The sequence below is a fragment of the Roseiconus nitratireducens genome (genome assembly GCF_008629675.1).
GTDB classification, from domain to species: domain Bacteria; phylum Planctomycetota; class Planctomycetia; order Pirellulales; family Pirellulaceae; genus Stieleria; species Stieleria nitratireducens.
On sequence record NZ_VWOX01000004.1, the window covers coordinates 31,076 to 54,871 of the forward strand.

Below are 23,796 nucleotides of genomic sequence, written 5' to 3' on the forward strand. Positions count from 1 at the left end.
GTCATCGCAAACTTCCTTTAAGGCATCCAAACAAATTCGTCGTGATTGATCAAACTCCAAACCACGTCTTCATAACGGCCGCGCCAGTCCGGTTGCAGTCTGGGATCCGGCGGTGGGCCTTCTCGAACGCGACGTTCTCGTTCCTGCTGAATCTCATTGGCATCGGGTCTCAGGTGATTGAACCAATGGACCAACGGCAACTCCGGCAGATCCGCCACCGTTTCCAATTGGTCCGCCGGAACAATCCGGTCGTCGAACCCTTCGCGCAGCTGGCCGGCAAAGAATTGGCGTTCCGATTCTTGTGGCAGTCGAGTCAAGAATCGCAAATACAGCGAGTCGACAATTGCCTCGGCGTTGTCCGCGGAAACGGCCAGGTCCGCCAACGGACTGTCCACGGCCGCCCGGGACAGCGACATCGTCAAGACGCCGTTGGCCAGGATGCCCGGCTGCAACACGTTGGCTTCGGTCTCGCGTTGATGGACCGGCTTTTGCCGAGAGCCGTTCCAAGCAAAGGCGTGAAGCACGTCGACAATGGCCCGCGCCTTGGGCAGAGACAAACTGGGACGGTCGCGTTCGTTGTTCAGCGTGGCAAGCATCCACGCGCGGCTGGGCGTGCCCAGCGTCAGCCGGTTGGCCAGGGGACGACGCCCGTCATGAACGAAGGTCAACTCTTCGCAATCCATGCTGCGACCGGTCGCGGAGTGCATCGCATCCACGATTTGTTCTCCCGTCAATCGACGCTGGGTCGGACCGGCAAAGAACCGTCTGGCGGTGTCATCCCGGGTCGCCGGATCCAACGCCGTCCGCGCGTACAAGTCGCTGGTCAGGATCGTTCGCAGCAGATGACGGATGTCGTATCCGCTGGCGACGAAATCGTGAGACAACCATTGCAGCAGCTCCGGATGGCTGGGGCTGACGTGTTCCCAATCGTGAAGCGATTCGACCAGACCGCGTCCGATCAAACGGGTCCAAACCCGATTCACGATCACCGCGGCAAATCGGCGATTGGACGGTGCGGTGATCAACGCCGCCAGTCGCTCCCGAGAGTCCTCGGAATTCCGCACCAGGCGATCGATCGAGGCGTCGTTGGACGTTCCGGTGAAACGGGCCAGGGTCCACGCCGGTTCCACACGGACGCCCGGATCCAACGTGACCTCGATCAGCGGTTCTCGCTCCTGCATCTCGAAGAATGCGTCCGGCACACGGCTGGTGCTGGGAACACCCAACGGTTTGCGATTGAGCATCGCGGCGAGCGAAAACAGATCCTCCTGCGTGGTGCTGTGATAAGGCGAATCGTGACAGCGAGCACACTGCAATTCGATCCCCAACAATCCGCTGGCCAGAACATGAGCTTTCGCGGCCATGGGCGCGTCGTTCTCTCCGGCCATCCCGAATCCGGCGCTTCCGCCGGTGTGCCGGTCGCCGCGCATCATCACCAGTTCCGTCACCATTCGGTCGATCGGTTTTTGGTCAACCAATGAATCGTGCAGGAACCAACGAAACGGACCGGTGGAATTGAGCGACGTATTGAGAAGCGTCGGGTTCTCGGCCAACAGGTCCAACCAGTCCGATACCCACTGATCCGCCACGCGATCATCTTGCAACAATCGATCGACCAGCTTTTTTCGTTTGTCCGGCTCCGGGTCCGCCAGGAAGGAACGTGCCTCCTGCTCGGTCGGCGGCACGCCGACGGTGTCGAACGAAACGCGGCGCAAGAACGCCGCGTCATCGATCAATTCCGTCGGGTGGAGCGCCTGGCGATCGATCGAGTCGCGCGGCCAAGGTGCCTGAGCACGAATCCAATCGGAGAGCAGTTCGATTTCTTCTTTGCTCAGGTGCGCGTCGTCGCCCGGCGGCATGCTGGTGCTGGGGTCATCGGTCAGCAGCCGCAACATCAATTCGCTTTCATCGGGTTCACCCGGCACAATGGCGGCCCAACCGGACTCACCGCCCTCCAAAGCGTCCTGACGAGAATCCAGACGCAAACCGCCCTTTTCGGCATTGCCATGGCAACGCACGCAATGGGTCTTCAGTAGCTGCTGAGCACGTTGGGCCAGCACGACGGTTGATTCTGAAAGCGGATCCTGATCGTCGAGTGATTGCCGCGCCTGCGACATGCGATGAAGAACGAATGCATCGACCGGATGCGTATCGCTTTCACCCACCGTCGAATCGGAAAGCGATGCAGGGCTCGGAACCGAGGGTGCGGGATGCTCATCGGCCCAGCCTTTAGCTGCCTGGTGCCGCTGGTCCCAGTAGTCGTCATGGTCCGCAGCCAGATTGCGTCGCAGGGAGGTTTCCCAGGACGACATCTCCGCGTCAATCCGATCCAGTTCAGGCCCCACGATGGCGTCCCGCAGTGCCAAGCTCTGGTGGCGACCTTCGACTGGTAGCAGGATGTTAAAGGATTCTCCGTCGGCGGTTTCGATCGCCACGCAAACCTCGCCGGTCTCGGTGCGGCGTTGGTTTCCGCCGACGATCAATTCCAGAACGACGCGGCAAACTTTCGTTGACCCCGCCCCCTTGATCTCATGATCCGCGATCACTTCCTGCTGCCCATAGCCTTTCACGCGGACGCCGGGATGCGGAGGCTGCGCCAGCGGTGCGACAGGTTCTTCTCCGCTGGGAGCCTGTCTGGTTTGTAATTTCGTACTCGCGACCAGTTCACCATTGATCCACAGCCGTCCCAGTGACCGGGCGCGAAGCAGAACGCGGTTTGCCCCGGTCGGCAATTCGACGTCGGCCGCCATCCGCAACAATCCGGGTGACTTCCAAGCCGAACGGATCCCCCAGGCGTCGTAACGCATCGGCACACGTGGCAACAGGAATGAATCCCCCTGCCATACGGCGATCTGCGGATCCGGCGGCGGAAGCTGGTCCAGAAATTCCTGATCGGGCCACTGATCGACGACGGGCAATCCGTCGTAGAACTGATGTAACACCTTGCCCGCGGGGACGCCCGCGATTTCCGGCATCTCGGGTTTTCCTCCGACCGGTGTGCGGGGAACCGATTCGTCCCGCCGATACAGGAGCTTGATTTCCGCGTCTTCCCGCATGCGCCGCTGGACCGAAACGGAGTCGATGGCGCCGGCAAAGCTGTTCCCCGCACTGCCGCCCAGGGCCGACCCGATCCACACGGCGTCGTCGTCGACGATCGGATCTTCGTTGGTGGGCCCCGCCATGTCCCAGGTTCCGCTGCAGGGCGCGCCGTCAATCCAACCTCTCACGGAGGTCGGTTCGCCAAATCGGTAGGCGACCGCCACATGATGCCAACCATCACCGGCTTGCAAAGATTCTTGGGTCGTCCAGCGGTGCCAGCGAACTTGGGCCTCACCATTCGCCGTCGCAAACAGGAAACTCACCTGATACCGGTCACCGACCGGGGTGATGCGAAGTGCCCAATTCTGGTTGTCACGTCGAAATCCCTTGTTTCCGGTTCTGCCTTTCCCGATCACGTAACGCGGACTGGAACCTCCGATGCGGCGGGGAGCGATCCACGCCGCGATCGTGATCGCATCGCCACCGGTGAATTTCAAGGACGTCTCGCAATCGGCCGGATCGATTTCGATTCGACCGCCCCCTCCGTTTAATTTGATGGCCAAATTGTCCGCATCGAAATCTGGAAATTCTGGACTCCGAGGTCCCGGGCAAGTTCGCACTGAACCGACCTTCCCAGACATGGTTTCACCAAATTCCCAAGTCGCCGCCGCGGGTGATTCCTCCGCTCCACGCGACGCGCCAAGCCCGACGGCCGCACCCAGCGACCAAAAAACTGCGGCAAGCAGCGGGACAGACCGGTCAACAAATTGGCGCATACTTTCGACTTAGTTGGAGGAATGACGGATGGCGGGGGCAGCCGACCCAATTCGGCCGAACGAAGTGGCGACAACTGAAACGGGATGCCACGCTCTGGCGAGCGTGGCTACATCGAAACATCGCTGCCCCATTCGCTGGCCAGCGTCCCTTTGCGTGAGCCGCGTGGCGCTAGCCGCGGTTTTTCTCGCATCAACCGGCGGCTAGCGCCTCGCCGCTCATTGCACTGCACGTCACGGTGTTTTTGATTGTAAGTGACGCGGTTCAACTACGTTATCAACTCCGTCACGACACGGGCTGGTTCCACCCCGGTCAATCTCTGGTCCAATCCCTGGAATTTGTAACTCAAACGGGTGTGATCAAATCCCAGCTGGTGCAGGATGGTCGCGTGCAAGTCTCTCACGTGGACTCTGTCTTCCACGACGTTGAATCCGAAATCGTCACTCGATCCCAGCGTGACGCCCGGCTTCATTCCGCCACCGGCCATCCACATCGTGAAGGCGTTGGGGTGATGGTCGCGTCCGTCATCGCCACCGCCTTGGACCATGGGCGTGCGGCCAAATTCGCCGCCCCAGATGACCAACGTTTGATCCAACAGGCCGCGTTGTTTCAAGTCTTGAATCAGCGCTGCGCATCCCTGATCGGTGTCCTGGCAATTCTTCTTCAAACCGCCGACAAGGTTGCCGTGCTGATCCCAGGCTTCGTGGAACAGCTGGACAAATCGCACACCCCGCTCGACCAAGCGACGGGCGAGCAGACAGTTCTTGGCAAAGGATGACTCTTCCGCTTTGACGCCGTACAGATCCAGCGTCGCCTGCGATTCCGACGCAACGTCCATCAGCTCCGGCGCGGAACTTTGCATCCGATAAGCCATCTCGTACGAATTGATCCGCGTGGCGATTTCCGGGTCACCCGTCGCGGCCAAGTGCTGACGATTGAGTTCGTTGATCGCGTCCAGGGAATCTCGCTGAGCACGCCGATCCACTCCCGCAGGATTCGACAGGTACAACACGGGATCGCCGACACTGCGCAGTTGCACGCCGGAGTACACCGTCGGCAAAAAGCCGCTGCCCCAATTGCTGTTCCCGCCGCTGGGTCCTTTCTGGCCGCTGCTAAACACCACGAAACCCGGCAAGTCCTTCGATTCGCTTCCCAGCCCGTACAGGGTCCAGGCCCCCATGCTGGGCTTGCCGAACAGCGGTGACCCGGTATTCATCATGATCTGTGCCGGCGCGTGGTTGAACGCATCGGTGGTCAATGACTTGACGATCGTCAATTCGTCAGCGACCCGCGCGGTGTGCGGCAAGATTTCGCTAATCTCCGCTCCCGATCGGCCGTACTTGGAAAACTTGAACTTCGGACCAAGCAATTTTGAATTGGGATTGATGAAGGCGGCACGATAGCCGTCCAACAGTTCCGCCGGCGGTAACGTCCCATCAAACTTTGCAAGTTGCGGCTTGTAGTCGAACAACTCCAGATGGCTGGGCGCCCCGGCCATGAACAAGAAGATCACATTCTTGACTTTTGCCGGAAAGTGCGGCGCCCGGACCGACAAAGGATCCGCGGCGGCGGCCGATTTCGCTTCTTCGGCCAGCATCTGGGTCGCGGCAATCGCGCCTAAACCGACCCCGCATTCTTGCAGGAACCAGCGACGCGAACGGACGTTATTTGGCTGCAACATGAATGATCTCGTTGGGAAGTCCTATTCGCGTGTGATCGTCTCGTCCAGGTTCAAAATGACCCGGCACAGGAGCGTCCAGGCGGCCAGTTCGTCGGCCTCCAGCCCCGCCAGGTCCAGCGGTCCAGCGGCGGACAGGATCTCCTCCGGGGAAAGCTCACCGGCCGCGACCCGCTTTTTCTGCTGCCGCAAAAACTCCCGCAGCACGCTTGCTTCGTCATCGCTGGGAGCACGTTGCAAACAACGCTCGAATGCAAACGCGACTCGCTGTGCGTCCGTGTCGGCATCCTGTTGGCGAAGCGTCATCGACGCCAGGGCGACACAGCATTCCAGGAACAGCGGTTCATTCAGGGAAGTCAATGCCTGCATCGGGGTATTCGAACGACTTCGGCGGACGCAGGAAACGTTTCCAGGCACGGCGTCGAAGTTTTCAAGCATCGGGTAGGGAACACTCCGGAACCGAAACGTGTACAGGGCGCGACGATAGCGTTGTTCGCCTTCGGCAACGTCCCACACTTTCGGTCCGTAGCTGACCGGAGGTTGAAACAGAAACTCCGGCGCGGGCGGATAGACACTGCGTCCTCCGACGGATCGGTTGAGCAGGCCGCTGGCGGCCAGCGTGATGTCGCGCACGGTCTCGGCCGGAACACGAAAACGTGCTCCGCGTGCGAGCCACCGGTTGTAAGGATCCACCTGGGCCAAGTGCGGCGAAACATCAGAAGATTGTGCGTACGTCGCGGAACTGACGATCAATCGATGCAGATGCTTCAGGCTCCATCGATTCTCCATCAATTCCACGGCCAGATAATCCAACAGTTCCGGATGCGACGGCGGGGCACTTTGCGTTCCCAAATCATCACTGGTTTCGACCAGCCCGACTCCGAAGTAGGCCTGCCACACGCGGTTGACGATCGACCGTGCCGTGGTGGGCGAGCGTGGTGATACCAGCCACCGAGCAAAGCGTAGCCGGGCCGGATCCGTATCGTTGTCCATGGCGTGCAAGAACTCCGGCACGCCGGGCTGGACCGGATGAACGGGGCTGAGAAAATCGCCCCGCTTCAGCAAGGACGTGACGCGCGGTTGCTCGCGTTTCGCCAACGTCAGTTGCGTCGTCCCATGCGGATGCGACTTCCATGCCGCTTCGATCTCGCGGTTCCAAGGCTCAGCTTCGTCAACGGTCTTCCGCCACTGGGCGAAAGCGGTCGACCAATCATCGTCGGACCATTGCTCGGGCGACGTTTGCAGGACTTCTTGGACCTGGATCGGTAACGGATCAAAGTCGGGAATGCCATCACCGGTCAGCGAAAGCTTGAATCGTCCGATGTTGAAAGTCTGGTTGTCGTCGCTGTTCCAACCGCCGTGGCGCTGCGCCAGATGCACAACGACAATGGCATGCTGATCCGACGGAATCTCGATCGGCTGGTCAATCTGGAACCACGCCGTTTGCCCGACGTTGCTCAGCGGCGACCCGACGTCGTTCGTCCATGCCGTGGTTTCGTCACCGTCGATTGCCAGTTCGATCCCGCCGACCACTCGCTTGGTGTCTTTCTTGTTGTCGTACTGCGGTTTCAAATCAGCCATCGCCGGAGATCGATCGGCCACCGCCCGCTTCAGCTTGAGAGGGAGCAGCTTGTCCGGTTCGCCCGACAGGGCGTACTGGGCCGTGAACTCGCTCAGCCCCCAAGTACCATCAACGCTCCGTCCGGGACCGCCCCGTGGCAGGTCCGGGTGCGTCAACAGTTGCAGTCGCAACCCGGTCAACCGCTCGCCCCGAAACGTTGCCGTCATCTGAGGCTTGAAATTGGTGGGCGCGTATCCTTGGCACAGGTACGACCCATCCGGTTGCGGCAGGAACTTCTGGCCGCCGAGAGTCCGATCCAGAAACTCCAGCTCCGGGGTTTGCCAATCCGGCTCGACTCGCTGGGCGTTTCTCGCGGCCCAACGTTTCAGTTGTTCCCGCCAGTCTGGTATGGCTTGCTTGATTTCGCATTCCAGGGCGTCAACACGGTCGAGCACCTGACGGCGTTGTTGCTGTTGCAGGTCGGTGTAGACCGGAACGATAGCGTCGTGAGTGTTGTTTAAGAACGCGAACATCCCGTAATACTCTTCCTGCGTCAGCGGATCGTATTTATGGGAGTGGCATTGGGCGCACTGTATGGTCAAACCCAACACGGATTTTCCGATGGCGTCCATGCGGTCATACATGGCTTCCATCCGAAACTGCTCCGGATCGGCGCCGCCTTCCTCGTTGACCATCGAATTGCGCAAGAAGCCGGTGGCGACGCGTTCGTCCTGGCTGGCGTCGGGCAGCAGATCGCCGGCGATCTGACAGACGATGAAGTCGTCGTAGGGTCGATCCTGGTTGAAAGAATCGATGACCCAATCCCGATAGAACCAGGATTCCCGCGGCTTGTCTTTCTCATAACCGTCGGAGTCCGCATAGCGGGCCGCGTCCAGCCACCATCGCGCCCAGCGTTCGCCAAAGTGTTGCGACTGCAATAACTCCGCAATCAGTTGCTCCTTGGCGGCTTCGCCCTGGGATCGCAGACGCTGCTCCCAGGCATCGACCCAGTCCGGGTCAGGCGGCAATCCGATCAAGTCCAATGCCAACCGACGGATCAACGTCCGCTCACTGGCTGGTGGAGAGGGCTGTAAACCTCGCGACTGAAGCTGCGCCGCCACCAGCGAGTCGATCGGGTTTTTCACCCAGTGATCCAGCGGCGTGCTGGGGATCGGTGGCCGTTGCGGCGGAGCGAACGCCCAATGAGATTCGAAGGCAGCCCCCTGCTGGACCCACTGCCGCAACGTCTCAATTTGCTCGGCACTCAGCTCCTTTCCGGAATCCGGCGGCGGCATCCGCAAGTCCGAATCCGCCGAGGTGATGCGGGCCACCAATTCGCTTGCCGCGGCGTCGCCGGGTTCAATCACCGTCGCCGCCTGATCCGCGATGTCCAGACGCAGTCCTGCCTGGCGAGCCTCCTCGTCCGGGCCGTGGCAATGAAAACAGGCGTCCGAAAGAATCGGCCGAACATCGCTGTCAAAATCGATGCTGTCAGAATCGATGCTGTCAGAATCGATGCTGCCCTGGGCCAGGATGACGTTGTCGAAGAAAACGGCGACAAGCATCAGCCAGCAGGTGGGCAAAAGCCGAAAACGCATGGAGAATCGTCGTCAGGTGGGAGTGGAAGGCGGGACCAGCATTTTAACAGGCAAAACGACTCGTTCACGGGGGAAAGCGGCCGGATTGAGCATTCGGGCGAAACTGCGGACAATCCGGATCTGTCACGCCGTTTGCTCCAAAAATCACGCCCCATGCGCATCGTCCTCTGCTACCCCGTCAACGAAAAGCACATCGCCCAGATCCAGGCGGCAGCCCCCGAATTTGAAGTCGTCAACGCCGGGCAAGAGCGGATCGACGAGCTGCTGCCAACGGCCGACATTTTCATCGGCCACGCCAAAGTGCCGGTGAATTGGGATCGCGTCCTGCAAGCCGGCCGGCTGCGATGGATCCAATCCTCCGCTGCCGGACTGGATCACTGCCTGGTTCCGGGCGTGATCGCATCGGACGACATCGTCGTCAGCAGCGCGTCCGGTCTGTTCGCCCCGCAGGTCGCCGAACAGACGTTTTCGCTGCTGTTTGGCGTCCTCCGCCGGGCTCCCCTGTTTTTTCGCGCCGAGGCCAAGCGACAATTCGTCCGCCTGCCGACGGACGACCTGCGTGGAAAAACCGTCGGCATCGTCGGGCTGGGCGGCAACGGCCGCGAGATCGCCCGCATGCTCGCCCCCTGGCAAGTCCGTCTTGTTGCGACCGATTACTTCCCCGTCCAGCAACCCACGGAAGTCGAACAGTTGTGGCCGGCGGAAGAATTGGACCGACTGTTGGCGGAAAGCGACATCGTGATTTTGACGCTTCCGCTCAATGACAACACGCGGGGACTGTTCGATCGGGAGCGATTCCAACAGATGCGTCCCGGCTCCTACCTGATCAACGTCGCCCGTGGCGGAATTGTGAAGGAAGCTGCGCTCGTCGATGCGCTGCAATCTGGACAGCTGGCCGGGGCCGGCTTGGACGTGACCGAGGTGGAACCGCTGCCACCGGACAGCGCCCTGTGGGACGACCCCAGTGTGATGATTTCACCGCACGTCGGCGCCCAATCCAGCCGCCGTGTCGACGACACGACGCGTCTGGTCTGCATCAACTTGCGTCGTTTCCAGGCGGGAGAACCGGTCTACAACCGAGTCGATAAACAGCTCGGATTCCCTCATCCCTCCGCCATGTACCGCGGCCAAACGCAATGAGCGTAATGCGCCCGTCGACAATGAGCGTAGCGCGGCCATCGACAGCGAGTAGCACAACATGAGCAGCAGCAATCGGATTGCCGTTCCAGCCGACGGAGCCGTCTTCCGCGAAGACACTCCCGTCGGCCCCATCCGTCTGCCAGTCAAGGAACCGTCGTCGTTCATCGTGGAGTTCAACCGGATCTATGGGAAGACCGGCATGCGGTTGAAATGGCAGGTCAAATCCGGAGAACCAGGCGACACGATGTCAGCGCCACGTGCAAACGGAACGCCCGGCAATCGCCCATCGACTTAGCCAACGTCGTTCAAGGACGCGGTTCCAACCCTCCGGCGAGGAGGGACTTGATCAAGATTCGCCCAACGTCCGCAATGCCGCTGGCAACGCCTGGCACTCCTGTTCGAACACCCGAGCGGCCAACGTCTCGGGCGTGTCCGCGGGAAGCACGTCGCAGGCGCGTTGCAGAATGATTGGCCCGTGGTCGTATTCGTTGTCGACAAAATGCACGGTGCAACCGCTGATCGTCACCCCGCGGTTTAAGGCCGCCGCGTGGACCCTGGGGCCGTACATGCCCTTGCCGCCAAACGCGGGCAGCAGCGAGGGATGGATGTTGATCACGCGTTGATGAAAGTCCTGGGGGATCAGGACGTGTTTCAGGAACCCGGCCATCACGACGTAGCGTGCACCGCATTCCCGAACGGGCTGGAACATTGCCTCGCTGTAATCGTCGTCATTGAAATCCGTTTTGCGGACGACACGCGTCGGGATCCCATCGTTTCGGGCAATCTCCAACCCGCGCACCCCCTTTCGGCTGCTGATCACCAACCGCACGTCGATCGGCAGTCCATGCTCGTCGCGATGACGCAACAGATTCTCCAACGTGCGGCCACCGCCGCTGAGGAAGACGGCGATCGGCAAACGGTCTTGTGGCTGCGTCATCAGACCGGCACCTTGGCGACAAACACCTGGCCGTGCTCCGAATCGGCTGGCTGAACGGAATCCATCGGCCCCACGTCCAGCGAATCGGCCAGCGTCTCGTCACAGATCATTTCGCGATGATCTTGCAACGCCTGGCGGACCTCGTCGGATCCGGCATCGATCGACACCTGAATGCGATCGGTATATTGGCAGTCGATCGCCTTGCGTTGATTCTGGATGGCGCGAATCAGATCCTTGGCGATCCCTTCCCGCTGCAACTCGGGCGTGACTTCTGTGTTGAGCACCACGACACACCCCACGCCCTGCGCCGCGGCCCATCCGTCCTTGGCCTGCAAACGCACCTCGATGTCTTCATTGTCCAGCTCGATTTCGCCATCGGCCAGCGCTAGCGTGACACGGCCGTTGGCCTGCAGTTCAGCCAACAACTGATTCCCGTCAGCCTGGGCCAAAGCCTTTTTCACGGCGGGCACCTGCTTTCCGACCTTGGGTCCCAGCCGTTTGAAGTTCGGAACCACCGCGTATTGCACGTACTGATCACCCTGCGTGGTGTAGTGAACCTGCTTGACGTTCAACTCTTCACGAATCAAGGCGTCATGGTTCTGCAGCCAGGCGATTTGCGTGTCATCGGTCAAAATGACGGTGACCTCGGCCAGCGGCAGCCGCACCTTCAACTTTTCGCTGGCCCGTGCCGCCCGGCCCAACGACGCGATCTCGCGAAGCAGTCGCATGGACTGGGACAGGGAGGTGTCGATCCGGTCCCGATCGGACTCGGGAAAGTCGCACAGATGCACGCTGGGCAACGTGGCACCGGCGAACGGTTCGGTCAGTTGCCGCCAGAGTGTGTCCGCGAGAAACGGCGTGAACGGCGCCGCCAATTTCGTCAATTCAAGCAACGTTTCGTACAACGTCCAATACGCATCGTGCTTGTCTTGGGACTGCGCTTCGGCGGCCCAGAACCGATCGCGACTGCGGCGCACGTACCAGTTGCTCAATCCGTCCAGCAGGCCGGTGATCGCCTGGCAGGCGTTGTAGTTGTCCAGCGCATCCATCCGCTCGATCACGGTCGCAATCGTCTGATTCAACTCCGACAGAATCCATCGATCGATCTCGCTGCGCTGCGACGCGGGACGATACTTGGGGGCCGAAGCCAGGGAGGCCGGTTTCAGCTGATCATCGGCCTGCGAAGCGTCACGAGGATCGAACCCGTCAATCTCGGCGTAGATGGTGAAAAAGCTGAACGTGTTCCACAGTCGCAGCAGGAATTCGGGGATCGAATCCTTGATCGACTGCTCCGCGTAGATGATCGAATTCCACGGCGCCTGATTGGCGAACAAGTACCATCGCAACGCGTCGGCACCGTACCGGTCAAAGATCTCCTCCGGGCTGCGATAGTTCCGCAGGCTCTTGGACATCTTCCCGATTTGCTTGGTGAACTTTTTGTCCGGATACTCTTTGGTCTCGGATTCCTCCAACAGAATCGTCTTTTTCTTGTCCTTGTCTTCGCTTTCCCACCACTGCGAAAGCATCAACCCCAGCACGATGCAGTTGCGAAACGGCAGGGGATAGTCCTGGTCGCGACAAAGGTCCGCGACGGCATCCGATTCGCAACCGGGCTCGCTGAGATCGGCGCCGGGACCGAACAGCATCGTCGCAATTGCCAGCTGGCTGTAGAACCAACCCCGCGTCTGGTCGATGGCCTCGCTGATGAAGTCCGCCGGAAACTGGGATCGGAATTCGGATTCGTTCTGGTGCGGCCATCCCCACTGGGCGAACGGCATTGCGCCGCTGTCGTACCAGCAATCGATGACCTCGCTGACGCGACGCATGCGTGCCCCTTCGGCGAACGGAGACGCGTAGGTGACTTCGTCGATGTAGGGCTTGTGGACCCGCAGGTCGTCGACCAGATCGGGATTTTCGGCTTTGGCCTTGTCCCACACTTCGGTGCCGGTAACGCCCGGTTTGGAAAGCAATTCGTCGTAGCTTTCGATCGCTTCCATACGGCCCGTTTCCTGACAGACCCAGATCGGTAGCGGCGTCCCCCAGAATCGCTCGCGGGACAACGCCCAATCGACATTGGACTCCAGAAAGTTTCCAAATCGACCGTCCCGGATGTGTTCCGGCTGCCATCCGATCTGAGAGTTATTCTTCAGCATCAGATCGCGAAACTTGGTCGTTCGAATGAACCAGCTGCGGCGTGGGTACTGGATCAACGGATCCTGTTCGGCCCGCCAACAAAACGGGTAGTCGTGCAGGTATTGCTCCTGGAAGAACAACAGGCCGCGTTCCTTCAAATCGCGCGTGATCGGCTTGTCAGCATCTTTGACCCACAATCCGATCCAAGCCTCCGGGACCGCTTCGGTGAACTTGCCGTCGGGCCCGACCGCACAGAGCAGTTCGGGCTGCTGGCCTTCGACAAATCGACGCCGTTGTTGGTCGTAGACTTCATAGTCGACTTCACCAAAGGCCGATGCCTGGTGAACGATCCCTGAACCGCTGTCGGTGGTGACGAAGTCGGCCGCAACGATGTGCCAGAAGTGATGCGCCGACGTCTGTTTCCCCTCGGGTTGAATGAGCTGGCCGCTGGGATCTCCCAATGCATCGCGGTAACCGTCAAACGGTGGCAAGTAACGCAGACCAACCAGTTCGCTGCCCGGACACGTCTGCAGTGTTTCCAGTTGAACCTTGGCTTTCTCGGCAAGCTTGTCGACCAACGCCGAAGCGAGGTACAGCTCCTGACCGGACTCGGAATCCCTGACCAGCGAGTACTCCAGGTCCGGGTGCACCGCAGCGTACATGTTGCTCGGCAGAGTCCAGGGCGTCGTCGTCCAGACCAGCAAACTTCGTTCGGGGTGATCCACCAGCGGAAATCGCACGTAGACGCTGGGGTCCGCAACTTCGCGATACCCCTGGCCCACCTCGCCGCTGGACAACGCGGTGCCGCCCTGAGCCCACCACCAGACGATCTTGTGTCCCTGGTAGAGCAAGCCTCGCTGGAACAAGTTCTTCAGGCTCCACCAGACACTTTCCACGTAACTTTGATGGTACGTGACGTAGGCGTCATCCAGATCGACCCAAAACCCCAATCGCTCGGTCAACCGCTGCCACTGCTGCATGTACCGCCACACCGACTGCTGGCAGCGATGGATGAACGGCTCGATCCCGTACTGTTCGATCTCCTCCTTGCTGTGGATTCCCAGCTCCTTGCCGACCTCGACTTCCACCGGCAGACCGTGCGTGTCCCACCCCGCTTTGCGCTCGCAGCGAAAGCCTCGCATGGTCTTGTAACGCGGGAACACGTCCTTGATCGCGCGGGTTAAACAGTGCCCCGGGTGCGGCATGCCGTTGGCGGTCGGCGGGCCCTCAAAGAACACAAACGGCGGCGCGTCGGCCCTCCGCTGCAGCGATTTTTGGTAGATCTCGTTTTGCTGCCAAAACTCAAGAATCTTCTCTTCCAACTCCGGAAATTTGGGGCTGGCGGGGGCGGCGCGAAACGGGGCGGCGGTATCGGGCATCGTCAGCGGAATGGCTTGGATAGTCGGGGCGTGTGCCGAAAACGGAGGCGAGATTGTAGTGGGGATGCGGAATTGTTAGTAGAACGCCAATCGAAGCCCCACCGGGGGCCGGCTGCGGGCGTGAATCGAACGCTGGGTGGCCGGCGGCCGCCAGGAAAACCAGGGCACCGAGGGAATTGCCATTTGGACGCCTGGGCATCGCCATCCGAGAAAAAATCGCGGACAAAACGCCACCGAGAACCTCGCCGGCCATTTTGCCTCATCGTCACAGCCTTCCCTGCCGATAAACTTCCACAGGTGTCCTGGCTCAGGGTACCGGCGCGTCTTTCCAACGGCTGATTCCATGTCCCTGTCGGTCTCGACAACCAACGATCCGCCCCGCCAGCCGAACCACGGCCCGACGCCCTCGGTTCGAGACATGCTGTACGCCTGGGTGGTTCAGTGGGGGTCGGCCGTCGTGGCCGGAATCGAAACGACCGGGGACATCGCCCTGTTCGCCTGGCGGATGCTGACCTGGTTGTTCACGCGGCTGCCCCAGCGGGGGACCTTGCTGGTGAATTTTTACCAGATCGGGGTGCTCAGCCTGCCCGTGGTCGCTTTGACGGGAACATTCATCGGGATGGTTCTGGCGGTCCAGAGCTACTACCAGTTTCACGCCATCGGGTTGGAGAGCCACTTGGGCGTGGTGATCAACACGTCGCTGGTGCGAGAACTCGGTCCGGTGCTGGCGGCGACCATGCTGGCCGGTCGCGTGGGCAGCGCGATGGCGGCGGTGCTGGGAACGATGCGGGTGACCGAGCAGATCGATGCCCTGACGGCGATGGGGGCCGACCCGATTCACTACCTGGTCGTTCCCCGGTTTCTGGCCTGCATTTTATTGATCCCCGCCCTGACAATCATGGCGGACTTCATGGGAATTGTGGGGGGCTACTTTTACAGTGTGATCGTCTTGGAAATCGACCACGCGTCGTACCTGTCGCATTCCAGGGACGGAGTGGTCGGGTTCGACCTGTTCAGCGGCATTTTCAAAAGCGTCTTCTTCGGGGCGGTGATCGCGGTGATCAGTTGTTACCAGGGATTCCACTGCAAGCCCGGCGCCGAGGGCGTGGGGACGGCGGCCACGGCCGCGTTCGTGTACTCCTTTGTGATGATCCTGGCGATCGATCTGGTGCTGAACATCATTTTGGACAAGATCTATTTCGCGATGTATCCGGCGGGGGTTTCGATCCTGTGACCGCCCCGACACCCGACGACACGAAACAACTCCTGCAGGTCTCTGGGCTGCACGTCGATTTCGACGGCCAAGAGATCTTGCGCGGAATCGATTTGACCATCGCCCGCGGGGAGACGGTGGCGATCATTGGCGAAAGTGGCTGTGGCAAAACCGTGTTGATGAAATCGTTGGTCGGACTGATCACCCCGACCGACGGCACCGTGGTGTTCGATGGTGAGAACCTGGCCAGGCTTTCGCCGGCCGAATTGAGTGACCGGCGACGGCGCGTCGGATTCGTGTTCCAGAACGCCGCGCTCTTCGACAGCATGACCATCTTCGACAACGTGGCCTTTCCGATCCGACAATCGACTGACGCGGACGATGACGAAATCCACCGCCGGGTGATGAAACATCTTAGCGAAGTGGGATTGCCCGAGCGCGTTGCGGAAAAACGTCCCAGCGAATTGAGCGGTGGAATGCGAAAGCGTGTCGGCATCGCCCGGGCCATCATCCTGCAACCCGAATTGGTCGTCTACGACGAACCGACCACGGGGCTGGATCCGATCATGAGTGACGTCATCAACGAATTGATGCTGGACGTCCGCCGACGCTACCCGGTGACCAGCGTGATTGTGACCCACGACATGCGTACCGCCCAAAAAGTCGCCGACCGTGTGCTGATGTTTTACCCGCGGACTCGACTTTCGCCGGACGAACACCAGATTCTTTACGACGGCCCACCCCAAGGCCTGGAATCCGCGGCGGACCAACGCGTTCGCCAATTCGTCCGCGGTGAAGCGGGCGAGCGGATGACCGAAATGAGCGAATCCACTTAACCGATCGAAGACTGTCATGGACGACAACAGACTGAAATTCGGCGTCGGCGTGTTGGTGATCGCGGCCATCGGGATCGGGATCATCTTGACGTTCCTGTTTGGCGCGGTCCCTCGCGTGCTGACCGGCGAATACAAATTGCTGGTTGCGTTTCCCTCCGCCGATGGCATCAGCACGAACACTCCGGTGCTTTTGCGGGGCGTCGAAATTGGACGCGTGATCGACAAACAGTTGCGCGAAGACGATGTGCTGCTGACGCTGGGAATCGACACAGAATACCGCGACAACCTGTCCCACGAATACTTGCCGCGGATCGGCACCGGATCGGTGATCACCGGCGATTCGAAACTGGAGTTTGTGAAGGCGACGGAAGAACAATTGACATCCATCCACCAGGATCGCTTGCCCCAAATCCGCAACCAGGCCTACACGGACGAACAATACCTGTCGTACGGCCAAAAGTCTTCCGACCCGTTCAACCTGATGTTCAATCTGGAAGACGAGTTGCGGAGCACGATGGAGTCGATTCGGCGCGCCGGAGGCTCGTTGGAAACCGTGGGGACGAACGTCAATCAATTGGTGGCCGATGCACGCAACGTCGTCGGCCAGGCGGACGATGAATTGGGGGACGTTTCCGAAGAGGCACGACAGGCGCTGATCGAATTTCAAGGCGCGATGCGCAACATTCGAGAACTCTTGGGCGATCCTGAATTGAAAGAAAGCCTGCGCCAGGCACTCGCCGAATTGCCGGACGTGCTGAATGAAGCACAGGCCACGTTGCAGTCCAGCCAAAAAACGTTCGAGAGCTTCGAGAAAGTGGGCACCCGGTTCGAACGCGTCGGTGCTGAAGCGGAGAAGACGGTTCAGAACGTCGACCGAACGGTCGATACCGTCCGGGACACGGTCGAATCTGCCCAGCGAAGTTTTCTGTCGGCCGAACGCTCCATTGCGAACATCGAGAAAATCACCGAACCGATCGCCGAGAACAGTGAAAACCTGGTGCGGCAAGCCCTCGTCAGCCTGGCGAATCTGGATCGAACGTTGCGCCAGATCGAGACCTTCGGCGAAGTGCTCAACAACAGCGACGGAACCGTCCGCCGACTGCTGGAAGACGAAGATCTGTACTGGCAGATCCGTCGCACGGTCGAAAACGTGGAACAGGCGAGCGCGAAGATCCGTCCGATCCTGGACGACGTGCGCGTCTTCAGCGACAAGATTGCCCGCGACCCGAGAGAGTTAGGGATCCGCGGTGCACTCAGCAAACGCCCCAGCGGCCTGGGACTGAAATAAGCTTCACCAAGCGAACGCCCCCGAAAGTGAGACGGCCTACCCAGTCGGACCAAGTCCCGAAGGGACGACAGACCACTGCCGGCGGGCTCGCCCGCCGGTTGGCCAATTCCTCCTCGATCAAGTCCCGAAGGGACGACAGCCATCGGCCTGTCCGCTGGGTCGGTCGCATTCCAGCCCTCTCAGCGCAACGGATCAAGCCGAACCCTCGCTCAAAACAACGTATAAATGAACGGCGCCGCCGGCGATGCGGTGAAGAATGCCAGGGCAACCAGCGCCAACAAAATGACCAGGATGGGTGTCAGCCACCACTTCTTGTTGTAGCGCAAAAACCAAATGAATTCACGGACAATCCCCGGGTCGGATTGCTCGGCCAGGGCCTCGATCGACGGATTCGAGTTGTCCACGGTGCGTGATTCATCAGCATCCAGGGGACGTTCAGTGTCGGGCGGGGGTTGAGTGCTCATGCTCCTATCCTAAACCGGTCCGACGCATCGACCTAGCCATAATTGGCACCGGATTTCCGCGGCGAGAGAGCCGACGACCTTTTGGCTGTCGCCGCTAACCAGTCCCCATCCGGCCAGAGTCACCGTCCAAAAGCGCCAAGAAGTTGACCAGCCGAACCCGACCGAGCCGGTCCGCCAAATCGGGCAGGGCGGTGTCGACGATGCCCGCGTCGGCCAACCCCCGCAGCGGGCGGTCGGAGTCAGCGTCGCAAGACTTCAGCAACACCAACTCGTCGGCCCCCAACAAGACAGCCAGCCAGCCCGCGATGGCATCGGTCGTCGTTTCCCATGACTCCGGCAGCGGAGCCTCGCAACCGCGATGATAGAACGCATCGACGCAGACCAGATGCGCACCGCCGTTCGGTGGGTCGACCGACAGCTGCCGAAACTGATCCCGGGTTTTCCATCGGGACCAGTCGGGAAGTTGGCCTGCCAACATCTCAAACGTGACACGCAGCAGGTCCACGCACAGCCAGTGCATTTCGACCGGGTCGGCAGGGTACCGCGCGTCCAATCGGCGAACCGCGTCGATGATCTCGCCCCCACCCACAATGTAAATGTTTTCCCCGGCCGCCTGCTGCCGGTCCCAACGCTGCAGTGCCGGAACCAGGCCGCGTTGAAGGAGCAGACTGCCGCCGATCTTGATAACTCGTTGCATTGATCCCGTCGTGAAATCCCTCTGTTCCGATTCACACTCGCCCAACATCGTCCCCGCGCTATCCAGTGCTTGTCTTAGGGGAACAACGAGATCAGAAAAACGAACAACGGAACCGCCCACATGCCCGCGATCAAAACAATCGCCAATGTCAGAGAACCGTTTCGCCGGTAGGCATCCGGTTGGCTCCAGACTCCCACGGACACTCCAGTTGCGGCTGCGATCGCCAGTGCCAAACCGTCAATCCCAGGACCGACAACTCTGGCGACAAAAAACGCCAAAGCGGCCGACACCACCATGGCAGACGTGCTTTGAAGCTGCTGCTTGGCAAACTGCCGCGAAATGGCGATCCCCTTTTCCATGTCATCGATTCTATCGGTGTTCATTGCAGATCACTTCTCTTTCAAATTCCCCATCCCATGACAGGACGAGTCAGCGGTGGTGATTCGTGACGCCAGGAATGAAACCTATTCTCGCAAAACAAACTCGACCGTTCGTGACTCGAGATCAACCGTCGTCGCTCTTTCCCCCAGTTGAACCGCCTCGAGCTCAGGCGTCGCATAGATGACCCAAACCGCACCGTCGCCCACTGGAACGACCCGCGCAAGCTCCCATTCTAACCCTTCGGATTTCAGGAATTCCGAAGAAAGTGCTGCGGCAGTATCACCGCCAGGGTTCGCTAGCTCGTTCAACACGATTAGCAAGTCGTTCGGCGTTACCGATCCGTCGTCGTTGACGTCCGGAGCCATTGCTCCATCTGGGTCGACGGGATCGCATGGCGAACCGTCCCCGGATGGCAACTGATTGATGATCAGCAAGGCATCCAAAAGAGAGATTCGCCCGTCGGCGTTGACATCGGTGGCAATTCGCACCTCAACGGGCTCCTCCGCGGTGCCGGGAATGTCCTCGATCGGCAGACAACCGACGTGCAGCATTCGCCGACTCTCCATCGCTTCGACGGACAGTTTGCGTTTTCGAGCACGAGCGATCATCAGCTCAACCTCGGGAATCGGGTAGCTGGCCTAACTGGACAGCGCCACTTTCAATCAAAAACACCTTGATTTGCCGCGCAATGAGCGGCAAGAAGCTCGCCGCCGGTTGAGGCGAGAAAACCTGCGGCAAGTGCCACGCGGCTCACCCCGAGTGGCGCTGTTCAGCTATTGTAGCAACTGAAGAACTTGATGCAGACGCAGCATTATGGCCCCAGCCAATGCTCCGGCCGATGAAACCTCAAACAGCAACGCAAGACGCTCTCACCAACCGACGGTGACGCGGAGACGTGGATCAGGTCGCGGGGAGTTCGGGCAGGGGCGCCAGATCCGGTTCAATGAAACGCGTCTTGGCCTCGGGATGTTTGCGACGCTCAGGCGAATAGAAGAACCGCAAGACGTGCTTGCTCATAAGCTGCGGATGCGCTTCGCAAAAACTATCGGCGTCCGACACAGGAAACAGATACTGGTAGGCCAGCATTGTCGTGCTCACCAACACCATGAATGCGTGGGTGGTCGTCTCGTTGTAGCCCTCGAACTCGCTGCTGGGCACGTTGTTCGCAGCGTTGTAGGCTTGGATGGCTCGTCGCATTTTAGCGAGAGCGAGAGAGAACGGATGGTCACGCAGATACAGGAATGAAATCTTGACGTGCGTTCGGTGATTCCAGTGCTTCAATGGAAGTGAGCCGTCTTCGAACTGCTCGAGAAGATCGCGATCATTCATTGTTCAGTATCGCCTTGGCCGCATGAAGATTGCGATCACCGTCTCGCGACGAGTGATCATCCACACGAAAAACCTGGATCCGCCACATTGTGCCACGCTGAAGTCGCCATCTGGCGACGACCGCTAAGGTGTTCGACAACGGTTCAGCCAAGGACTACAGACCGCAAAGCACCTGCCATTGGACAATGTAGTCGGTGAAGACGGTATTGAACGGCTCGCTGCCGAAACGGCCGGTGCACAACTCGATGTGTGGCCGGTAAAGAAAGCCGAACCAGGAGTTCATGGATTGCCCCGCGCCGGTAAGCCGATGAAGGATCACCGTGGAACCAACGTAAGGACCGGGCGAAGTTCCATAGACAAGTCCCGCACCAACCAAGATCCACGCGGTGGCGAGCAACCGGGCCAGTCCCGAAGACCGACGCCAACGGTACACTCCGTAGGCCAGCGGCAACAACGAAGCCAGGAAGATCGCCAGTCCCCAGTTCCATTTCACGATCGCGAAGACCAGTCCGATCGCCGCGACGATCACGAGCAGTTGTTGAATCGTTTTGGGAATCGAATGGTGTGATCCGTTTCTGCAGTCAAACTGATTGGACAACGGTTGCGATCTCAGGTCGGCGTGGACGTACCGCCTCCGGCATCAATCACCAATGCTACTCGAGAACGCGTGGTAGCGAAGCAGCTATCTGGATAGGCGATCGGCAGAATCCTGCCCGGGCAAACCAATGCACTCCTGCAAAAGCCTGGCGACCGCGTACGCCGGGGCTGAGCGGGAGAGTGTTCGTCCCAGCTGCACGTCCAATGAGATGCGTGCCGAGCCCTGTCCCAGATCCTCGGCCAGGTCCGCTGCGTATCCGCTGACGACAACGTCGCCGCCCTGGTGCACCCGGTCGAATCCGTCTGCAATCAACCGTCGGGCCCGCGCGTGAACCTGCCGAGCCAACCCCGAAGCCTGGTCGATGGTGAGCGAGCGATGATCCAACCCGACCATCCGTGCCAAACGGTTCGCGGCATGGAAAACGTCCCTCGGTTTCCCATCGGCTGTCTGCCCATCGCTGCCGTCGACCGGTTCGTGCCCCAATAGCAGCCGACAGTCGTCCATCGTGGCAAAGACTTCTCGCATGATTCCGATCCGTGCCCCATCCAGACTTAGCTGGTCCACCAGGGAACACACCGGGGTGCGTCCCGCACCGACATAGACCAGCGAACCTTCACGCAACCGATCGTGGTCGGTTCGGCTGGTGGTCCCGACGCTCCGATCGACCACCGGAATCAAGTCGGTCGTCGTCGAACCAATATCCACCAGTGTTCCCCGCGGCGTCACAAAACGTGCGACAAACAGACCCAGGGCGTGCCAATTGGATGCCGCCAGCAGGTCCACCCGTTGATCCGCCTCCGCGGCATCGTGAAAGCTACCGTCGACGCCATAGAACCGGGGCGTGCAGCCGCCCAACTTCGTTATCGCTCGCGTGGCGTGACGGACGATGTGGATGACGCCTTCGGCACGATCCAGAAAGCAGTCGGCCAATTCACCGGTCATCGTCACGGCCACCGCGTCTGGGCGCGCCAGCCCAGTGAGATCCTTCACCAGGCGGTCGCTCAGTCGTGCGGCACATTTCCAGAGTGGAAACTGCACCGCGAACGCATGTCCGTCGGTATCGGCGTACTTCAGATTCGCCCCGCCGATATCGATTCCGATCACGCGTGGCGGCTGAGGCCCCAAACCAGTCACGCGAAAGTCACCGATCACGCCGTGACGGCGGAATCAATCGAAACCTTTCCGTCGGGCGTCCAAGACACCGAATCAACCGATGCCTTGCATTTGACCGGACCGAGTTCCAGGTCGAACAGACGTGCGGCAAGATTCCCATGGATCATCTTTCGCAGACCGACATAGGAAGTCGTCAAACGCGGATTGATCTCGATCACATAGTCTTCTCCGGGTTCGTCGCCCAGGATCAAATCCAAGCCGACAAAACCGCGGGCCGTCGGCGGCATCGCGGCAATCGCGTGTGACGCCAGCGCCGCCGCTCTCCGCTGAGAGTCATCGTCCAGCGGTCCGCAGCCCCCGACGTAGTGACAGCTGTCTTCGGTGATGGTCTGCGAAACGGCAGGCAAAAAGGTTTGGTAAGCCCCGGACGCCAACAGCGAAATCGAGATGCTGCGTCCCGGCACCCACGCTTGGAGCAGCGTCTTTTCGCACAACGCGCGGCGTGCTTCTTCGAAATTGTCGAACGTCCGAATGGCGTGCGTGCCGCACCCGTCACGTGGTTTGACGACGAAGCGCTCCCGCGTGGCCAAACGCTTGGCCATCCGTCGATCTTTCTGCGAGTAGTACATCGGGTGCGCGACGCCGGTACGGTGCAGCAATTGCGCGGTCAGCAGTTTGTCGCTGGCAACGCGAAGGAAATCGCCGCTGCATGCGATCGTATCCACGCCGCTGGACCGAAGTGCCGCCACGCCCATCGCCATGATCCCGTCGCTCTCCGGAGCGATGATGATTGCGGCATCACAGCCCCGGGCCGCGGCCACCCACTGTGCCCACAACGACTTTTTCTCGTTGAACGGGACGATGTCGCAAAACTCCAGATCGATTCCGAACCGCTGTTCGACCACGGCCGTCGTCTCGGAGAAGCGTGACAGGTCTTCATTGAGCGCGCGAAGCATCGCCTCGCCCTCCTGCCGCATTCCGGCAGGGATCTGGTCGTTGTCGTGCCCGGCGAATCCGCCTCCGCAGATGTATTCCCCGACAAAAACCTTCAACTCGCTGTCCTCGAGGATGAGGGATCGGAACGGAAAGGCCGCACAGGTGGACGTTCCAAGTCGGCGGCAACATGAATCCCGGCCTCCGCGAAGGGAGTCGGTGGCAATGGTTCGGTCTGAAACTCAGGGTGATCCGCGTTGCGGCGACCGCAACCGGCGGACCGCGGTTGTCCATCCGGACGAACCGCGTTCGAAATCATGTTGTACGCGATTTTCTCGATCGCGACAGCATCCCCACCACCCGCCGGTGGAGTCGGCTAGAAAATGCCCAGGTGGTCCCGGGCTTCATCGGTCATCAAATCCGGCGTCCAGGCCGGTTCCATGACGACCTTGACGTCGCAGCTGTCGACTTCTTCAAGTTCCTCAGCGGCAGCCTTGGTCCCGGCCACCAATTGCGGTCCGGCCGGACACATCGGGCTGGTCATGGTCATTTCGATGACGACGTCATGCCGACCGTCTTCTTTTTCCTCGCCGACGTTGACCACGTAAATCAATCCCAGATCGACGATGTTGACGTACAACTCGGGGTCGATCACCTGCTTGAGCGATTCGCGAATCTTGTCTTCAGCCAATGCCATGTTTTCTT

General features: G+C 60.2%; 19 protein-coding genes. 5 read left to right on the forward strand and 14 right to left on the reverse strand.

Annotation, left to right across the window (positions count from 1 at the left end; genetic code table 11):
* Positions 1 to 17 precede the first annotated feature (17 nt).
* The 3 genes from FYK55_RS08065 to FYK55_RS08075 all read right to left on the reverse strand — a co-directional run bounded on the left by FYK55_RS08065 (position 18) and on the right by FYK55_RS08075 (position 8,650).
* Positions 18 to 3,602, reverse strand: coding sequence for a DUF1553 domain-containing protein (locus tag FYK55_RS08065; RefSeq protein WP_161604371.1), 3,585 nt, complete (start codon positions 3,600 to 3,602; stop codon positions 18 to 20).
* A gap of 479 nt (positions 3,603 to 4,081) precedes the next feature.
* Complete coding sequence (locus tag FYK55_RS08070) at positions 4,082 to 5,494, reverse strand: DUF1501 domain-containing protein (RefSeq protein ID WP_150075902.1); 1,413 nt, start codon at positions 5,492 to 5,494, stop codon at positions 4,082 to 4,084.
* Positions 5,495 to 5,515: 21 nt separating this feature from the next.
* Positions 5,516 to 8,650, reverse strand: a complete 3,135-nt coding sequence (locus FYK55_RS08075) for a PSD1 and planctomycete cytochrome C domain-containing protein (protein ID WP_235908520.1) — start codon at positions 8,648 to 8,650, stop codon at positions 5,516 to 5,518.
* 153 nt (positions 8,651 to 8,803) lie between these two features.
* Between FYK55_RS08075 and FYK55_RS08080 the strand changes: the two genes are divergently transcribed.
* Together FYK55_RS08080 and FYK55_RS08085 are read left to right on the forward strand one after the other, a co-directional pair.
* On the forward strand, positions 8,804 to 9,790 hold the full coding sequence (locus FYK55_RS08080; protein ID WP_150075903.1) for a D-2-hydroxyacid dehydrogenase: 987 nt from the start codon (positions 8,804 to 8,806) through the stop codon (positions 9,788 to 9,790).
* 58 nt (positions 9,791 to 9,848) lie between these two features.
* Positions 9,849 to 10,085, forward strand: coding sequence for a hypothetical protein (locus FYK55_RS08085; RefSeq protein WP_150075904.1), 237 nt, complete (start codon positions 9,849 to 9,851; stop codon positions 10,083 to 10,085).
* A 51-nt stretch (positions 10,086 to 10,136) separates the two neighbouring features.
* Here the strand turns inward: FYK55_RS08085 and purN are convergent, their stop codons facing one another.
* Both purN and ileS read right to left on the reverse strand, forming a co-directional pair.
* Entirely contained in the window at positions 10,137 to 10,727 is a 591-nt protein-coding gene (gene purN / locus FYK55_RS08090; protein WP_150075905.1) for a phosphoribosylglycinamide formyltransferase, read from the reverse strand.
* Complete coding sequence (gene ileS / locus FYK55_RS08095; RefSeq protein WP_150075906.1) at positions 10,727 to 14,239, reverse strand: isoleucine--tRNA ligase; 3,513 nt, start codon at positions 14,237 to 14,239, stop codon at positions 10,727 to 10,729. The genes purN and ileS overlap by 1 nt, the downstream gene beginning before the upstream one ends.
* 343 nt (positions 14,240 to 14,582) lie before the next feature.
* Here ileS and FYK55_RS08100 point away from each other — a divergent pair, with 343 nt between their 5' ends.
* Genes FYK55_RS08100 through FYK55_RS08110 form a run of 3 tightly spaced genes read left to right on the forward strand, consistent with a single transcriptional unit; the run spans position 14,583 to position 17,576 of the window.
* Positions 14,583 to 15,473: an MlaE family ABC transporter permease gene (locus FYK55_RS08100; protein ID WP_150075907.1), complete on the forward strand. Its 891-nt coding sequence runs from the start codon at positions 14,583 to 14,585 to the stop codon at positions 15,471 to 15,473.
* Positions 15,470 to 16,288: an ABC transporter ATP-binding protein gene (locus FYK55_RS08105; RefSeq protein ID WP_150075908.1), complete on the forward strand. Its 819-nt coding sequence runs from the start codon at positions 15,470 to 15,472 to the stop codon at positions 16,286 to 16,288. Before FYK55_RS08100 ends, FYK55_RS08105 begins: the two co-directional genes overlap by 4 nt.
* Before the next feature lie 16 nt (positions 16,289 to 16,304).
* Positions 16,305 to 17,576, forward strand: a complete 1,272-nt coding sequence (locus FYK55_RS08110; RefSeq protein WP_150075909.1) for an MlaD family protein — start codon at positions 16,305 to 16,307, stop codon at positions 17,574 to 17,576.
* 209 nt (positions 17,577 to 17,785) lie between these two features.
* Here the strand turns inward: FYK55_RS08110 and FYK55_RS08115 are convergent, their stop codons facing one another.
* The 9 genes from FYK55_RS08115 to FYK55_RS08155 all read right to left on the reverse strand — a co-directional run bounded on the left by FYK55_RS08115 (position 17,786) and on the right by FYK55_RS08155 (position 23,788).
* Positions 17,786 to 18,040 (reverse strand): DUF5989 family protein, encoded by a 255-nt coding sequence (locus FYK55_RS08115; protein ID WP_235908521.1) that lies wholly within the window; start codon positions 18,038 to 18,040, stop codon positions 17,786 to 17,788.
* Positions 18,041 to 18,134: 94 nt separating this feature from the next.
* Entirely contained in the window at positions 18,135 to 18,737 is a 603-nt protein-coding gene (locus tag FYK55_RS08120; RefSeq protein ID WP_150075910.1) for a protein kinase, read from the reverse strand.
* 74 nt (positions 18,738 to 18,811) lie between these two features.
* Positions 18,812 to 19,120 (reverse strand): hypothetical protein, encoded by a 309-nt coding sequence (locus tag FYK55_RS08125; protein WP_150075911.1) that lies wholly within the window; start codon positions 19,118 to 19,120, stop codon positions 18,812 to 18,814.
* Between the two features lie 81 nt (positions 19,121 to 19,201).
* Entirely contained in the window at positions 19,202 to 19,726 is a 525-nt protein-coding gene (locus FYK55_RS08130; protein ID WP_150075912.1) for a dockerin type I domain-containing protein, read from the reverse strand.
* Positions 19,727 to 20,018: 292 nt separating this feature from the next.
* Positions 20,019 to 20,447, reverse strand: a complete 429-nt coding sequence (locus FYK55_RS08135) for a hypothetical protein (protein WP_150075913.1) — start codon at positions 20,445 to 20,447, stop codon at positions 20,019 to 20,021.
* Between the two features lie 154 nt (positions 20,448 to 20,601).
* A complete protein-coding gene (locus FYK55_RS08140; protein ID WP_150075914.1) occupies positions 20,602 to 21,045 on the reverse strand; it encodes a hypothetical protein in 444 nt (147 codons plus the stop codon).
* An 84-nt stretch (positions 21,046 to 21,129) separates the two neighbouring features.
* On the reverse strand, positions 21,130 to 22,179 hold the full coding sequence (locus tag FYK55_RS08145; RefSeq protein WP_150075915.1) for a hydantoinase/oxoprolinase family protein: 1,050 nt from the start codon (positions 22,177 to 22,179) through the stop codon (positions 21,130 to 21,132).
* 14 nt (positions 22,180 to 22,193) lie between these two features.
* The gene (locus tag FYK55_RS08150; protein ID WP_150075916.1) at positions 22,194 to 23,210 is read right to left on the reverse strand and encodes an ATP-grasp domain-containing protein; all 1,017 of its coding nucleotides are present in this window, start codon (positions 23,208 to 23,210) and stop codon (positions 22,194 to 22,196) included.
* 257 nt (positions 23,211 to 23,467) lie between these two features.
* Positions 23,468 to 23,788, reverse strand: coding sequence for a metal-sulfur cluster assembly factor (locus tag FYK55_RS08155; RefSeq protein WP_150075917.1), 321 nt, complete (start codon positions 23,786 to 23,788; stop codon positions 23,468 to 23,470).
* Positions 23,789 to 23,796 lie beyond the last annotated feature (8 nt).

Excerpts from the sequence above, each read along its gene's own strand:
- FYK55_RS08070 (WP_150075902.1), bottom strand. The coding sequence starts at position 5,494 with ATGTTGCAGCCAAATAACGTCCGTTCGCGTCGCTGGTTCCTGCAAGAA.
- FYK55_RS08075 (WP_235908520.1), bottom strand. The coding sequence starts at position 8,650 with ATGCGTTTTCGGCTTTTGCCCACCTGCTGGCTGATGCTTGTCGCCGTT.
- FYK55_RS08080 (WP_150075903.1), top strand. The coding sequence starts at position 8,804 with ATGCGCATCGTCCTCTGCTACCCCGTCAACGAAAAGCACATCGCCCAG.
- FYK55_RS08085 (WP_150075904.1), top strand. The coding sequence starts at position 9,849 with ATGAGCAGCAGCAATCGGATTGCCGTTCCAGCCGACGGAGCCGTCTTC.
- purN (WP_150075905.1), bottom strand. The coding sequence starts at position 10,727 with ATGACGCAGCCACAAGACCGTTTGCCGATCGCCGTCTTCCTCAGCGGC.
- ileS (WP_150075906.1), bottom strand. The coding sequence starts at position 14,239 with ATGCCCGATACCGCCGCCCCGTTTCGCGCCGCCCCCGCCAGCCCCAAA.
- FYK55_RS08100 (WP_150075907.1), top strand. The coding sequence starts at position 14,583 with ATGTCCCTGTCGGTCTCGACAACCAACGATCCGCCCCGCCAGCCGAAC.
- FYK55_RS08110 (WP_150075909.1), top strand. The coding sequence starts at position 16,305 with ATGGACGACAACAGACTGAAATTCGGCGTCGGCGTGTTGGTGATCGCG.
- FYK55_RS08115 (WP_235908521.1), bottom strand. The coding sequence starts at position 18,040 with ATGAGCACTCAACCCCCGCCCGACACTGAACGTCCCCTGGATGCTGAT.
- FYK55_RS08120 (WP_150075910.1), bottom strand. The coding sequence starts at position 18,737 with ATGCAACGAGTTATCAAGATCGGCGGCAGTCTGCTCCTTCAACGCGGC.
- FYK55_RS08125 (WP_150075911.1), bottom strand. The coding sequence starts at position 19,120 with ATGAACACCGATAGAATCGATGACATGGAAAAGGGGATCGCCATTTCG.
- FYK55_RS08130 (WP_150075912.1), bottom strand. The coding sequence starts at position 19,726 with ATGATCGCTCGTGCTCGAAAACGCAAACTGTCCGTCGAAGCGATGGAG.
- FYK55_RS08135 (WP_150075913.1), bottom strand. The coding sequence starts at position 20,447 with ATGAATGATCGCGATCTTCTCGAGCAGTTCGAAGACGGCTCACTTCCA.
- FYK55_RS08155 (WP_150075917.1), bottom strand. The coding sequence starts at position 23,788 with ATGGCATTGGCTGAAGACAAGATTCGCGAATCGCTCAAGCAGGTGATC.